The sequence below is a fragment of the Sinobaca sp. TMA16-18 genome (assembly GCF_059510535.1).
In genome coordinates, this window is record NZ_JCAKFM010000009.1 from 1 (window position 1) to 15,515 (window position 15,515).

12 protein-coding genes are annotated in these 15,515 nt (G+C 32.0%); 11 read left to right on the top strand and 1 reads right to left on the bottom strand.

Annotation, left to right across the window (positions count from 1 at the left end; translation table 11 throughout):
* Positions 1-341 precede the first annotated feature (341 nt).
* The 8 genes from AC5W14_RS14295 to AC5W14_RS14330 all read left to right on the top strand — a co-directional run bounded on the left by AC5W14_RS14295 (position 342) and on the right by AC5W14_RS14330 (position 12,107).
* Positions 342-2,126: an N-acetylmuramoyl-L-alanine amidase gene (locus AC5W14_RS14295; RefSeq protein ID WP_496194848.1), complete on the top strand. Its 1,785-nt coding sequence runs from the start codon at positions 342-344 to the stop codon at positions 2,124-2,126.
* A gap of 80 nt (positions 2,127-2,206) precedes the next feature.
* Complete coding sequence (locus tag AC5W14_RS14300; RefSeq protein ID WP_496194849.1) at positions 2,207-4,351, top strand: S8 family serine peptidase; 2,145 nt, start codon at positions 2,207-2,209, stop codon at positions 4,349-4,351.
* Positions 4,326-6,629, top strand: a complete 2,304-nt coding sequence (locus tag AC5W14_RS14305; protein ID WP_496194850.1) for a cell wall-binding repeat-containing protein — start codon at positions 4,326-4,328, stop codon at positions 6,627-6,629. Before AC5W14_RS14300 ends, AC5W14_RS14305 begins: the two co-directional genes overlap by 26 nt.
* 229 nt (positions 6,630-6,858) lie before the next feature.
* Entirely contained in the window at positions 6,859-7,731 is an 873-nt protein-coding gene (locus AC5W14_RS14310; protein WP_496194851.1) for a glycosyltransferase family 2 protein, read from the top strand.
* A gap of 37 nt (positions 7,732-7,768) precedes the next feature.
* Positions 7,769-9,196, top strand: a complete 1,428-nt coding sequence (locus AC5W14_RS14315; RefSeq protein ID WP_496194852.1) for an oligosaccharide flippase family protein — start codon at positions 7,769-7,771, stop codon at positions 9,194-9,196.
* The gene (locus AC5W14_RS14320) at positions 9,180-10,346 is read left to right on the top strand and encodes a glycosyltransferase (RefSeq protein WP_496194853.1); all 1,167 of its coding nucleotides are present in this window, start codon (positions 9,180-9,182) and stop codon (positions 10,344-10,346) included. Before AC5W14_RS14315 ends, AC5W14_RS14320 begins: the two co-directional genes overlap by 17 nt.
* A 12-nt stretch (positions 10,347-10,358) precedes the next feature.
* Positions 10,359-11,306: a glycosyltransferase family 2 protein gene (locus AC5W14_RS14325; RefSeq protein WP_496194854.1), complete on the top strand. Its 948-nt coding sequence runs from the start codon at positions 10,359-10,361 to the stop codon at positions 11,304-11,306.
* 6 nt (positions 11,307-11,312) lie between these two features.
* Entirely contained in the window at positions 11,313-12,107 is a 795-nt protein-coding gene (locus tag AC5W14_RS14330) for a glycosyltransferase family A protein (protein WP_496194855.1), read from the top strand.
* Positions 12,108-12,142: 35 nt separating this feature from the next.
* Here the strand turns inward: AC5W14_RS14330 and AC5W14_RS14335 are convergent, their stop codons facing one another.
* A complete protein-coding gene (locus tag AC5W14_RS14335) occupies positions 12,143-12,511 on the bottom strand; it encodes a hypothetical protein (protein ID WP_496194856.1) in 369 nt (122 codons plus the stop codon).
* Between the two features lie 144 nt (positions 12,512-12,655).
* On the opposite strand from AC5W14_RS14335, the gene AC5W14_RS14340 reads away from it, so the two are divergent.
* From AC5W14_RS14340 to AC5W14_RS14350, 3 genes are read left to right on the top strand one after another with little or no spacing between them, the layout of a single operon-like run.
* Entirely contained in the window at positions 12,656-14,053 is a 1,398-nt protein-coding gene (locus AC5W14_RS14340; protein ID WP_496194857.1) for an O-antigen ligase family protein, read from the top strand.
* Entirely contained in the window at positions 14,050-14,964 is a 915-nt protein-coding gene (locus AC5W14_RS14345; protein WP_496194858.1) for an NAD-dependent epimerase/dehydratase family protein, read from the top strand. Before AC5W14_RS14340 ends, AC5W14_RS14345 begins: the two co-directional genes overlap by 4 nt.
* A gap of 28 nt (positions 14,965-14,992) precedes the next feature.
* Positions 14,993-15,514, top strand: coding sequence for a hypothetical protein (locus AC5W14_RS14350; RefSeq protein ID WP_496194859.1), 522 nt, complete (start codon positions 14,993-14,995; stop codon positions 15,512-15,514).
* The last annotated feature ends 1 nt before the right edge of the window (position 15,515 follow it).

A 15,515-nucleotide genomic window follows, 5' to 3' on the forward strand; every position in this document is an offset into this window, starting at 1 on the left:
TCTACATCATTATAACGAAGAACGAATTCAACAAAAATTAGACTACCTTTCTCCCATGGAATATGGGAGAAAGGCAGCCTAAGAAGGTGTTTTATTAGTGTCTCATTTCGCTAGGTCAGTTCAGTAAAAGGTGGTTTTTTTTGTTTATTGGAATATTAATAGATTTAAAGTATTAGTAGTTTATACCTATCTTTGGAATGTAGGACTATGAATTAGTTTAAAATAGTTATATCTTCATAGTAGCTGTTTCATTTGTATCATTTATTAGTACATATACTCTACATTCCAGCTATTTCTATAATACTTATGAAGCAGACTATACATAAGAAATGGAGAAAAGTATGATAAGAAACCGTTTAAAGATTTTCCTTCCAGTTCTTGTTGCTCTCATTCTGTTCATTCTCGTTCCAATGCAGAGCTTCGCCCAGGATCAACGGCTTAGCGGTTCAGACCGTATTGGTACGGCAATTGAGCTTTCTAAACACGGTTGGGATAAGAGCAACAGCGTCATTATCGCCAGAGCCGATCACCCGGCGGATGCACTGGCTTCAGCAGGATTAGTAGCCAAAACAGGGGCTCCTATATTACTTACTAAAAATGGAAGTATTGATTCAAGAGTCACAAATGAAATTAAGAGACTCGGTGCAAAAGAAGTGTATTTATTAGGCGGTACTAGTGCAATTGGAACTAGTGTAGAAAATAGTTTTAAAAATCAAGGATTGAATGTTAAAAGAGTTGCAGGAAGTACTAGATATAGTACTGCTGAAGCTATAAATAAAGAAGCTGGACTATCTAATGCTTCTACTGCAATTGTTGTAAACGGTGAAACAGTAGCTGATGCTTTAAGTGCATCAGGAGTAGCTGCTAACAAAAATATGCCTATATATTTGGCTCAGAAAAATTGGATGCCTTCTAAATTGCCTTCATCAGTAAAGAATGTTGTTATATTTGGTGGGCCAGATGCTATTAATAATTCTATTGAACAAAATTTAAAAAATAGCGGTAAAAATGTAACTAGGATTCAAGGAGCAGAAAGATATCAAACTAGTGTCGAAGCAGCGAAATACGCTAATTTATCAGGATCTCACAACTTAATTGTTAGAGGAACTTCTGTAAAAAGTGGGTCTGAAGATTATCCAGATGCTGTAGCTGCTGCAGGATTATCTAATAAGTTAAATGCTCCTATTATCTTAACTCATCCAGATAGTCCGAGAAATGAAACAATCAATTATGTGAAAAACTCTAATAAAGGTAACCTTGTTTTAGGCGGACCACAAGCTATTTCAGATGGGGCACTTTCAAAAATGTCTATCTCTCCATCAAGTAACAGCGATTCATCAAATGAAGAAGTTCCAAATGATAGTTCGTTAACCTCAGCTACTGTTACTTCTCCTTATGAGATTAATGTTCGAAGTGTAGCGAATTGGAGCGCCGATATACTTGGTACAGTGAGAAACGGCCAAGGTATTGAAGTATACGAATTGAAAGATGGTTGGGCTAAAATCAAGTACAACAATTCTACTGGGTTTATTCCGGCAAACTATGTCAACCTTACTGGAGGGCAGCCGCAACCGGAACCTTCTATTTTAGCCGGCCAGGTCATCGCTATTGATGCAGGGCACGGTGGAAATGATCCCGGTGCAGTAGCTAATGGTCTTCAAGAAAAAGAACTTAATTTAAATGTAGCGCTTCGTGTCGAGAAAAGGTTAAAAGACCTTGGGGCAACGGTCATTATGACAAGAAAGACAGATACATTTATCGAACTTGGTCAGCGTGCCAGAATTGCAAATGACGCAAAAGCATCTTCATTTATCAGCATTCACGGTAACGCGGCCACTGCTGCGGCAAGTGGAACAGAAACGTTCCATCATCCAACAAGTACAGAAGGCAGAAAGCTTGCAACTGCTCTTCAAACAGAATTGATTGAAGAATTAAGCACTACAAACCGCGGTGTAAAAAACAACAATTTTGCCGTGCTTCGTCTTACAAACATGCCTGCAGCTCTTGTAGAATTAGGATTTCTAACTAACGCTGCTGAAGCACAAAGGTTAAAAACAAATGATTTCAGAGAAAAATCTGCTATTGCGATTGTAAACGGTCTTGAGACGTATTACGGAAGTAAATAAAAGGCAGGAAAAGAGAGAAGCTGTCTGCTTCTCTCTTTTTTTATAATCATAAAGGCAGTATTTAAAAGGGTGGTAATTTATTGAAAAAAACAACTTGGCAAATAAGCGCAGCACTAACGGCAAGTTTCTTTTTTTTCCTAGCGGCAGCCGACGCAGAAGAAAAAGAAATTTACATAGAATATGAAGATCATGGAATAGAAGAATCGATAGGACTTGAATCTGTAGAACAACAAAGAGTAGAAACGGTAAGTGTTCCAGAAGAAGAGTATGAAGAAACGCTGGAAGATTTCGAGAATAGTGAAGAAATAAAATTTGTCGAAGAAGAAATTTACTACGACTATACAAAACTACCCAATGATCCTCTTCTTTCAAAGCAGAAAATTAACTTTGAAAAAATAGGCGGATACGGATCCTGGAAGAACTATACGCCGGCATATACGCCTACAATAGCAGTGCTTGATTCAGGTCTGCAGATTACTCATCCGGATATTAGTAAAGCAGTAGTAAAGCCATTCAATGTGGTAGACCAGTCAACAAATGTTAAAGATTTAGTCGGTCATGGCACTCATGTAGCCGGCACGGCAGGAGCAGCTACTAATAATGGAGTTGGCGTTGCATCATTAGTAAAAAATGCAAAAATTATGCCGATAAAAGTAGGAGAAGCTACTAATATTACAAATATGAATATTGCAAGAGGTATTCACTACGCTATTGATAACAAGGCAGATATTATCAATTTAAGTTTAGGAGGGCCTACTTCATCGGTAGTTATTCAAGAAGCTATATCAAGAGCAAATAGCAAAGGCATACTAGTCATTGCAGCAGCGGGAAACAACAGTTCTTCTAACAAATTTTATCCGGCTGCAAATAAGGGTGTATTATCCGTAGCGGCAGTAGATGATAAAACAAACAACATTGCTGGTTATTCGAATTATGGATCCTGGGTCGACGTTTCAGCTCCGGGCACGAACACCTGGAGCACTTGTACGAAGGGTTCCTTGTTTCCATTTACAAACTGCAGCCAGTCTTCCCCATACATTCAATCCAGTGGAACCAGCATGGCTGCGCCAATGGTATCTTCCATGGCAGGAATGCTTAAATCACAAAACAAAAGCCTTTCAGCCCAACAAATGGAATATGTTATTGAAAATTCTTCTAATATAAATATAGGAAATAACAATAAAACAAAGTTTGGTTTAGTGAATTCTGCGAATCTTCTTGACGTGTATCATGATAATCAGAGGTTACATGGCAAAACCTCTGTTCAAACTTCTAATGCAATTGCAATAGAGGGATGGAGCGACATTCGTACTAATAATTTACAACCTGTAACGCCTGAATTAAATCCAACTTTAGAAAAAAAAGAGGGGAGGTTTGCAGTTCTAGCTAGTAACAAATCTTTTGCAGATAGTCTGGCAGCTAGTTCTTTATCAAGTAATATCGATGCTCCATTGCTATTAACATTTCCAAATTGGTTGAGCAAAAATACTATAGATACTTTAAAAGAATTAGATATAACAGATGTGATAATTTTAGGAGGAAATTCAGCTTTACCCAGTAAAATTGAACAAGATATTGAGAAAAGTGGTTTTAATACAATTCGCTTTCATGGAGATAATAGATATAGTACTGCCACAAATATAAATGAATACGTTGCTAAAGAAAAAGGTGAAGTGATTGTTGTCTCAGGTGAAAATTTCCCTGATGCATTGGCAGTTTCTTCCTATGCAGCCCGTAAAAAACTTCCAATAGTTTTTGTTAAAAAAAATAGTATTCCTCAAAGTACAAAAGACTTTTTGAATAAATATCAATTTAATAAAGTACACGTTATTGGAGGTCCAAATGCTATTGATGAATCAGTAGTTGAAGAGTTACCAAATTCTACTAGAATTTATGGCAATACAAGGTATGACACTACCATTGCTGTAAATAATTATTTTAGCGATACTAAATCAGAAGGTGTACTGGTAGCCACAGGGAGAAATTATCCAGATGCACTTTCTGGAGGTTTATTAGCAGCAAAGTCCAATAAATCTTTAATTTTGGTAGATGAATCATTTATTCCATCAAGTGTTTATAGTTATCTCGAAGATTATTCATATAGTAATAAAGGAGAACAACTTCAAATTTTAGGTGGAGAAATGGCAATTCCTTCTAAAACAAAATGGTTAATAGATAAAAAAATATATCAAAATTATTATGAAAATAAAAATTCAATTAATTGAAAAGGGGAAAATAATGAAAAAAATTTATATTATTTTAACAGTTATGTTTCTAACTTTGGTTGTCTTTCAACCTATTGCAAAAGCTGAAAGTGAAGTAGATGTTTTGGAATCAAAGGAGTTTGATATTGAGAAATCTGGTGAATTCAATACTTCCAGTATAAAAAAAATAGCAGTTGAAAATGAAAATTCAAACGGAAGCTTATATGTGGAAGATGAAGAGGTAATAACCATAGAAAATGGTTATATAGGAGAAGGTCATCTCATAAGTTTTCAAAATGAAAAATACTTTATCTTTTCTGAAGTATTAGATGGAAGTGGTAGTATTTCATCAATCAAAGTAATACATATTGATGAGAGTGGAAGTGACGTAGTTTTAGAAACTGAGAGTATGATAAAAGGAGAAATTATCATTAATAACAGTGAAGTACTATTATCAGAAGCTGTTTATAAAGAAACTGATAGTATGGCAGAACCCACATCTATTAAAATCAAAACATTGAATTTTAAAGAAAGCAATATCTCATTTGTCGATGAAAACACAATATTGTTAGAAGAATACGAAAATAATTATAAAAATGATAGTGGAAATATTAGTACTTTCTCAAGTACAGCAAATATACCTAACCCTTCCGCCAGTGAAATAAATAAAATTATTTCTAAAAAAGCAATTGAAAACGGAGTCCCACCGGAAATTGTAAAAGCAATTGCCTGGCAAGAAAGTACATGGAGACAGTTCCACAATGGAGCACCACTAATTGGTTATGATGGAAAAGGGATAGGGATTATGCAAGTAACTCCAGGGCATTCTGGTTTACCAGAGGAAAATGATCCTAATTTCCAAGAAAAATTAATGAACGATATTGAATACAACATAGATATGGGTATTAAAGTATTACTGCAAAAGTGGAATTGGAATGGAAACATACTTCCAGTAGTTAATGACGGTTCGAAAGATGTAATTGACAATTGGTATTTTGCTATTATGGCATACCATGGGATGTCGAAAGTTAATGATCCTGCTTTTAATTCGCTTCCTTATCAAGATAGAATATTTAATCATATGTCCGATAATAAAGGAAGCCTAGCTCTAGAAAGGTTTCCTATAAATGATTTAAATATTAATTATGTTAATCCATTAAGTCCTAATTTAATGAACTTCAAGTCTAAAATGACTTATTCAACTAAAGCACCCTATACTCGTTCTAAGCATTTTTTCAATAAGAATGATGTAGTAAGTGTAAGAGCGAATGTGAATATAAGAAGAAGTCCAGGAGGAGATATAGTGAGTTCACTTATCCCTTCAGAAGTTGTCACCATTGAAAGAAATATAGAGTATCAAAATAATAACAATGTTCATCATGGATGGTATCAAGTAAAAAAACAAAACGGAGAATCAGGGTATATTCCAGCTTCCTATATTGAAAATAGAAGGCTGGCTGGTGACACAAGATACGATACTGCTATAGAGGTTTCTAAAGAAGGTTGGATGTCTGCTAAAACGGTAGTTATCGCTACTGGTGAAGATTTCCCTGACGCTCTAGCTGGAGCACCTTTAGCATATAAAGAAAATGCACCAATATTATTGACAGCAAAAACATGGATTCCTTCGCAGACTATTAATGAAATAAAACGTCTAGGTGCTGAAAAAGTAATTATTTTAGGAGGGCCTCAAGCAGTTTCTACAAATGTTGAAAATACAATAAAGGGATTGTCAGTAAACGTAGAAAGAATTTCAGGAGATACTAGATATGACACAGCAAAAAAAATAGCTGAAAAAATTGGTAATTCAAACCACTATATAGTAGCAAATGGTCAAAGTTTTGCTGATGCTTTAGCTATTGGACCATATGCGGCGAGAAATGGTATCCCTATCTTGCTCACAGAATCTACATGGACACCAGGAGCAACTAAAAGTCTTTTAACAAGTAACAAAAAAACCACTGTTATTGGAGGAACCACTGTTATAAATAATAATGTATTTAATTCGATGCCCAATGCTGATAGAGTAAGTGGAGAGACGAGATACCATACGGCAGCTGAAATAGTAAATCGACTAAATATCCCTAAAAATAAAGGTTATCTAGTTAATGGGAAAAATTTCCCTGATGCTTTGACAGGTTCTGTTTTAGCAGCTAAAGAAAATGCTCCACTTTTATTAACAGAAAAGACATGGACACCTGCACCTGTAAAAAATTTAAATAACTCAACATCTTTTGGAGAGTTATACACAATTGGTGGTCAAAGTGCAATTGAGGCTAATGTTACTTTAAATTATTAAAAGAATTCTAAAAGTTACACTAATAATTTAAACAAATGAATAAAATGTATAATGAATCATATAATTAAAATAAAGTTATTTAGTTAGTATATGTGCGAATAGGTGAATTTCCTGTTCGCTTTTTTATTTATATTGGTGTGTTGTTCACGAATTTTTATAGAATTCTATAAAAATCCTCCATAGAGTAGTATAATCAATTAATGCGATTGAAAGCATAGGAGGCAAAAATATGAATAATAAACCGTTCTTTTCAATAGTGATTCCAACATATAATAGAATGGAAATCTTAAAGGAAGCGTTAGATAGTGTTTTCGCTCAAACATTTGAAGATTATGAAATCATAATAGTAGATGATCATTCCAGTGATGGAACAGAAAAAATGCTTCAAAGCATTTCTGATAGAAGACTAAAGTACCTTAAAAACATAAGGAAAAAAGGTGGAGGAGGCGCTAGAAACACAGGTGTTTTTGCTGCTAAAGGAAAATGGATTGCTTTTTTAGATGACGATGATATTTGGTTAGAAAAAAAACTAGAACAATTTTATCAAAAAATTATAAAATTAAATGATGATACAAAATTAATTTATTCAGCTTTTACATACTATGATTTTCAAAAAGAGATAGAGAAAAAAACTACTAAACCTAAAATTAAGGGAGAAGTACTAGAGGATCTTTTATATACCAATTGGATAGGAACATACAGCGTAGTGGCAATTGAAACATCTTTACTAATAGAATTAAACGGACTAGATGAAAATTTTTCTTCTTATCAAGATTTAGAACTATATGTGAGAGTAGCGAAAAGAGTAAAAGTAGACTATATTAGTTCTAGTTTGACCATGTATAGAATAGATAATACAGATAACATATCTAAAAATTACGTAAAAAAACTAGAGGGGAACTTAGCATTTTATAAAAAATATAAAACTGATATCGATCAAAATAAGAGATTAAGGCAAAGACACAATGCTCAAATATTTCTAAATGCTATTAAAGCAAAAAAAATAAAAACAGCTGCTAAAGCATTACCTTGGACATTGAGCGGGGTTTTCATAGATCCTAAAAATTTCATTTTTACTATTGTGCAATTAATAAAACGGTAGTAAGAGGTAAAGTCAGCCGTGAAGGAGACAGAAATAAATGCTCTCGAAACATGCAGCGGCCTACTTTTTATCCCATGGAGGGCCTGCACTAATTGGCTTTTTAAGTATTGCTGTGTATAGTTCTTTATTAAGCCCAGCTGAGTACGGAATATATGCAACAATTGTTGCATTAGCTGCAATGATGAACTCTGTTGTATTTGAATGGTTAAGGTTAAGTTTATTACGTTTTTATCCTAAGTATGCCTCTAATGAAAATCTCTTGGAAACAGTTAAATTGTCATTTATAGGACTTCTTTTAGTAACTCTTATTATTGGGACGGGAACTAGCTTTTTCATGCCAGTTTTTGATATACCAGCATATTTCATTATTTTTATTCTATTGTTGTCTTGGACACAATCTTGGAATAATCTTAACCTTTCATTAATGCGTGCAAAGTTAGAACCAAAAGCTTACGGAATCATAGCTTTCACAAGAGCAATTTTAGGTCTCATGATAGGCTCTCTTTTAATTATGGTAGGATGGGGAGAAATAGGTTTAGTTATGGGGATAGTGATTGGTTTTTGGATTGCTTTGCTGCCTCCGACACTAAAATATTGGAAAGTTCATTTAAAGCCATCCGTATTTGATAAAGATATTACGAAGATCTTTGTTAAATATGGTACACCTCTTACAGTTACATTATTACTTGGGGTGATTATTCATAATTCAGATCGTTTAATTATACAGTATTTATTATCGAGTAGTGAGACAGGCATATACTCTGTTACTTATGATTTAACGGAACAGTCGATTTTCACTTTAATGATGATTGTTAATCTTGCCGCATTTCCTATTGCTATAAAGATGATGGAAGAAAAAGGAGATTTTGCGGCTTATGAACAAGTAAAAGATAATATGAGTTTATTGTTTTTAATTGCTTTACCGGCAGCAGGTGGTTTTATAGCAGTAGCTCCTAATGTTGTTTTCTTAATTCTTGGTGAAGATTTTAGAGAACAGGCATTGACACTAGTTCCCATTATAGTCGTAGGTGCCCTATTAAAAGGATTTAAATTTTATGCGGTAGATGTCATGTTTCATATTAAACAAAGAACGAGGCTGCAAATGTATCCAATAGGAATAGCAGCTGTGGTTAATGTTATTTTGAATTTTATTTTTATACCTGAATTTGGAATTATAGGTGCTGCCTATTCGACTGTTATAGCTTACGCATTATCAATTGTTATTAGTTGGATTCTAGTTAATATTCAAATTCATCGTTTACCTTTTCCTTTACTTGATTTTATAAAAACAGTTACAGCAACGACTGTCATGGTTTTTTGTTTATGGCCATTTCGTGAAAATCTGGGTGTCTTGTCGATCGTGTTTCAATTAATATTAGGAGGTTTCATTTTTATTACAGCGACTTTATTATTAAACATCTATAACGTAAGAAATATAGCTATACGATATGTTGCTAGAAAATAACTTGGAAGAAAGGCGGTCTCCTAAATTGTATATAGCTTTTTTTATACCAGAATTAAATGTAGGGGGCGCTGAAAAAGTAATAACTTCGTTAGTAAACGGGCTATCTTCTAAAGGACACCAAGTTGATTTGATATTAGTAAATAAAAGAGGGGCACTAGTTAGAAAAATTAATACTAAAGTAAAAATAATTAATTTAGATTCTAAGAAAACTCTTATGAGTGTTAAACCATTAAGGAAATATCTATTAAGAAATTCTCCTGACATCCTACTATCCGCCTTAGATAATGCCAATATTGTAGCCTCACAAGCTTTAAAAAATAAACAAATTAGTACCAAGCATGTTATATCTTTTCATACAAATTTAGAAAAATCATATCAAAATACAAGACATTTTTTTCAAAAAGCTTATCCATTTTTAATGAAAAAATTATTTAAGAAGGCAGAAGGATATATTGCTGTTTCTGAATGCACTGGAAGAAAAGCAGTGAAATATTTAAATTTAAATAATAGTAAAATGAAAATTATTTATAACCCAGTTATTTCTGAAGAAATACAAGTAAAAGCTGAGGTAGGAGTGAAGCATAGATGGATTGATAATTCTGATGTGAAATTAATCATTGCAGTTGGGAGGATATTTGAAGCAAAAGATTATCCTAACCTTTTAAAAGCGTTCAATATAGTTTCTCATGCTGAATCTAAAGCAAGGTTATTAATCATGGGAAAAGGAAATGAAAAGATTGTTCAAAATTTAAAAAATTATATATCAAACCATGACTTAGAGGATAAAGTAGAGCTGTTTGGTGAATCAGAGAATCCTTATCCATATATTTTAAATTCTTTTCTTCTTGTAATGAGTTCTAAATGGGAAGGTTTTGGGAATGTTATTGCTGAAAGTCTTTATTTGAATATCCCGGTTGTTGCAACGAACTGCGAGTGTGGTCCTTCGGAAATTTTAAAAGGAGGAAAATATGGAAGACTGGCAGAACCAGAAAATCCTTTAAGCCTTGCAGATGCTTTACTGTTGGAGATTAAAAAGCCGTTAGTAGTTAATAGAAATGAAAAACATAAACATTTAAATAAAATGACAATAAAAGAAGTGGTTGAGAGATATGAAAAATATTTTAACGAGATATGTAAAAGCAATAAATAACACGGTGAACAAATGCTAGCTATATCTGTTATTATTACAACTCACAATAGAATCAATACTTTAAGAGAAGCCTTAAAAAGCGTTAATAATCAAACAGAAATACCAAATGAAGTTATTATTGTAAACGATGGAAGTGTATTTACAGATGGTTTAAAGGAATCCTTAATTAACTCTGTTGACAATATCCTTTTAAAAGTAATAGAAACAAAAGGTGATAAAGGGGCTTGTCACGCGAGAAACTTAGGAGCATATGTTTCAACTTCTAGTATTATCATGTTTTTAGATGATGACGATTCATGGGAACCTCAAAAGATAGGTGATCAAAGAAAGATCTTTGATGAGAATCCTAATGTAGGACTAGTATATACCGGAAAAAAAGTAGTATTTGATTCTGATAGAAATACAGTAGTAAGAAAAATATCCGCTAAAAAAAATGGATATCTTTATCCGGAAATATTTAAAGATAATTATATCGGTACTACTTCTAGCGTGGCTCTTAGAAAAAATATTTTTTTTAAGGCCGGAGGATTTGATGAGGTACTTCCAGCCATGCAAGACTATGATTTATGGATACGATGTTGTAAATTAACTAATGTTAAATCAGATGAAGAATATAATATTAGATACACTATTTCAGAATCTTCATCAAATCAAATAAGTATGCAGAGCAGCAAACATAAAACTGCCGTAGAATATATTTTTAAAAAATATGATAATGAAATGAAAAAACTACCTATCAAATTGAAAAGTAATTTCATTTCTACAAGGTATTTGCATTTTGCTAGAGCAACTCATAGGACTAATTATATTGCTTCTCTACCATTATCTTATAAAAGTTTTATTAACTACCCTAATAAAAAATCATTAGCATTGTTTGTTCCAAATAGTGTTATAATTTTCCTGTTAAAAGGGAAATCAAGAATAAAAAGTAAGTTTTATAATAAAGAGAAGGGGGAGTAATTGCCTATGATAAGTGTTGTTATTCCTACGTTAGGTTCAAGACCATTAGATTTTGAAAAACTTCTATCCAGCATTGAAGATCAAACATATAAAGATATTGAAGTGATTGTTTGTTCTCAAGATAACCACGAAGCAATTAATCAATTGTTAAGTAAATCAAATCTAAATGTATATCATATAAAGCTAAATAAAAAAGGCTTGTCATACGCTAGAAACCAAGCAATTCCTTACGTGAAAGGAGATATAGTAACTTTTTCTGATGATGATTGCTGGTACAAGAAAGAAGCATTTGAAACAGTACATGAGGTTTTTATGAAAAAAACTTCAGATATAAGTTGTTACCAAATTTATGATCAAGAAAAAAATCAATATTATAAATCGTATGTTGAAAATGAAATCGAGAATATTCCATTTCGCGATATTTTTAAGAAGTCATCTATAGAAATATTTATTAAACTAGCTAATGTGAACAAAGAAGATTTATGCTTTGATGAGAATTTTGGATTAGGAACAAAATATCCTAGTGGTGAAGAAAATATATTTCTTCTTCATCTGAAAAAGAAGAAATATAAAATTAGTTATATTCCAAAAATAGTAGTTTATCACAAAAAACCGAGTATTGAATCTAGATTAAATTTAAATACATTTAAAAGTAAAGGACCATTATTTAAACGTATGTTTAATACGCCATTAGGCTTTTTATTATTAACTGCATTATTTTTAAAGAAATTTAGTATGTTGGACCGACCACTTTATTTTTATGGCAGTGCAGTTCAGGAGTTAGTAAAATATAAAAAATAAGAACTTCTTCACTTTTTGAAGAAGTTCTTTAAGAGTTAATAGTAATATTCAGGAAACTCAAGTGATTGAAGTTCGTAAGCATTTGTATTATTATCTCCCCAGTGTAAGTAATATAAAAGCTCACCGTCCTGAGTCATTCTAAAAAATTCATCTTCATTTAATATATATCTAGTTTGAGGGTTTTCATCTAAAATGGTCTTTAGTTGGTTGAAATCTTCTTTTGTTATATTACTTTCTGGTGAAATAAGTTGGGAAAAAGTTTTCCATTCCATTTCGTCAATATTATTTCGAATATAGTTATCACCTTCAAGAGGAGAACGTATTTCTAGTGCCTGCTGACCGCAACCTGCCAGTCCGAAAACTAAAATAAATAAAAAAATAGATGATCTTTTGTAGTTGAACATAGTTGAAACCTCCATATAAGATGCTTAACAAATATAAAACCAAATGTTTTTTTGTGGATTCACTGTAAATATAGTACACTAATTTTTGTGATTTTGCATTAACTCTATTAAAATAATAAGTTTAATAAAAAAAGAGGTAATATTGTGAGAAAACTTTCAAAAGTCATTAATCAACACCATGAGATGCTATTTTTAGTCCTTTTAAGCTTCTATATGATAGCAGCTCCTTTTTCTGTATCAAGTCTCGTACAATCTATTATGCCATTTCCTACTTCCGTTGCGCTAACTTTTGTGACAGGAGGAGGAATCTTATTATTGTATTTAAATCAAAAATATTTATTAAACTCTCCATTTTATAAATTAACGAAAGAAAACTCTTGGTTTATTTCAGCTTTTTATATACCAGCTATTTTTTCTATACTAGCCGCTTTTTATAATGCTCAAGTTATTCTATCTAATGAATACCTAAGGTATCTTACAGAGTCCATGCCTAATAGAATTATAAATATGCTTTTATTTCTAATTTTAATTTTTTCAGTGCTTAAAATGATAAAGAAAATATCAGATGAAACGCTGGTGAAAATCAGTAAAGCATATGTGATTAGTGTTGGAATTATTATGTTTATTGGGTTGTGGCAGTTTCTACATTTTCTAATAGGATATCCAATGCCTGAATTAGCAACTAGAGCATTTGTACATAGTGTGGAGAGTGATGTTTTGATTGATTTCAGACTCACTTCCATATTAGATGAACCAAGCTATTTAGTACCGTTCCTTATAGATGCAATGATTATTGGCTTAGCATTTATCAGCACTTATTTTAAATATTTTTGGAGGATTCTCATTCCTGCACTTTTCTTATTGATCTTTTCATTTTCGGTTAGTGGTTATGCCAATTTATTAATTGTACTAAGTGCTGTATTATTTTTACTTTTAACTACTAAATATTTTAATAGAAAAAAAATAATTTTTTTTCTTATTATTTTAGCTATACCTGTTTTGATTGTATCATTATTGAATATAAATTTAATTTTAAGCTTTTTTGGACCAATATTAGGAAGATTTGATACAATTTTTGACATTGAACAACATAGTAGACTATATATGTTAGTGATGCCGATAATTTGGCTTTTTGACTATTCGTTTGTAAATGTTTTATTTGGATTTGGGCCAGGTAGTTACGAATTTTTATCGTATACTAAATTTTTGCATCATCAAGGCTCCCTAAGTGTAACCTCGAACAATATTTTTATTGATCTATTGTTTGAGCATGGAATACTAGGTTTTCTTTTCTTAGTAGTTATGTTCGTTTATGTTGGTATGCGGCTATTTCAGAAAAGAGAAAAGCATTCTTATTATTTCTTTGGATTGGTACTTTGGATACACTTGATAATTACCTCGCTCTATAGATCAGACTTTGTTGCTCCAAGATTTTGGGCAATTGTAATAATAGTATTTATATTAGTAGAACTAGCAGATAGAAAAATTAAAAATAACTCTAATGGTACTACAGCTTTGAAAAGAGAGGAAGTTACAAGATGAAAGTATTAGTTACTGGAGGATCTGGATTTATAGGGAAAAATTTAGTAGAAGAATATTTAAATAAAGATTTTGAAGTGATAGTGGTTGATATAAAAGAATCGATAGAACATCAAAACTTTAACCAAAACGCTAACTATACTTTTTATAATATTGATGTATTAAGTTCTGAATTTATTGAAGTAGTAAACAAAGAAAAACCAGATGTTATAAATCATCATGCTGCCCAAATTGATGTTCAACAGTCTATTAAGAACCCAAAGTTAGATGCCGAAGAAAATATTCTAGGTACCATCAATGTATTAGAAGCCTGTAAACAAGTGAGAGCTAGTATTATCTACCCTTCTTCTGCGGCAATTTATGGAATGCCGGAGTATTTAGGAGTGGACGAAAATCATCCTACTTCTCCCATCTCCTTTTATGGTATTTCAAAATTCACTCCAGAGGCATATATTCGAGTATATAACACTCTATATGATGTTCCGTTTACAATTATGAGATATGCAAACGTTTATGGTAAATATCAGGATCCAAAAGGAGAAGGAGGAGTTATTTCTATTTTGGTAAACACGGTAACAAACAATCAACCATTTACAGTTTTTGGTGATGGAAAACAAACTAGAGACTTTATTCATATTGATGATATAGTTAATGCAAATATAAAAGCGACAACGAATTCAATAAATAATACTATTAATATTGGTACAGAAACAGCTACATCTCTTCAAGAAACTATTGCTTTGTTTGAAAGAATAAGCAGAAACGACATTGAAATTCATTACGGTGAAGATAGAAAAGGAGATATTAAACATAGTTTTTTAACAAATAGTAAAGCGTCCGAATTACTTAATTGGAAACCAATGATTTCCTTAGAACAAGGAATCAGCAAAACAATAGAATATTATAAACTCTAAATATTTAGTTTGGATAGGAGTAGGTAGATTGATAAAAAAATATTGGAAATTAGCGATAGGCTTTGTTTTTTTTATGTTTTTTATTTCCGGTTTTTTTTTCATAGAAGAAGGGAGTACGTATTCAGAAAGAGAGCAGGAAAGACAAGAAATAGAAGCTTCACAAGTTAGTGAAGGAGAAAAGAGAAATAGTATTTCTTCAGTGGAAATATCAAAATTTAAAATAAATAAAGTAGAGGAAAGAAATAATGAATCCGATAATTCACTGTTTGCCACTAGAGAAGATACAAGTGAATATTTATCTTCATTTTTCGAAGATCCAATACTTGAAGAACTGACTGATTATTATTTTAATAATGAAAATGAAGCAGAAATGAGTACGTTATTAGAAGCTTATATTCCTTCAAAGCCGCAAATAGAGGAAACAAACTTCGAAGTAATTGAGGAAGGCAGTATTTCTATGGTGTGGGAAGACGAAGGCAAACAGTTTACTTTATATCTAACTCAAGATGGGCAAGATTTTTTAATAAATGACATTATAATTAGTGAATAAA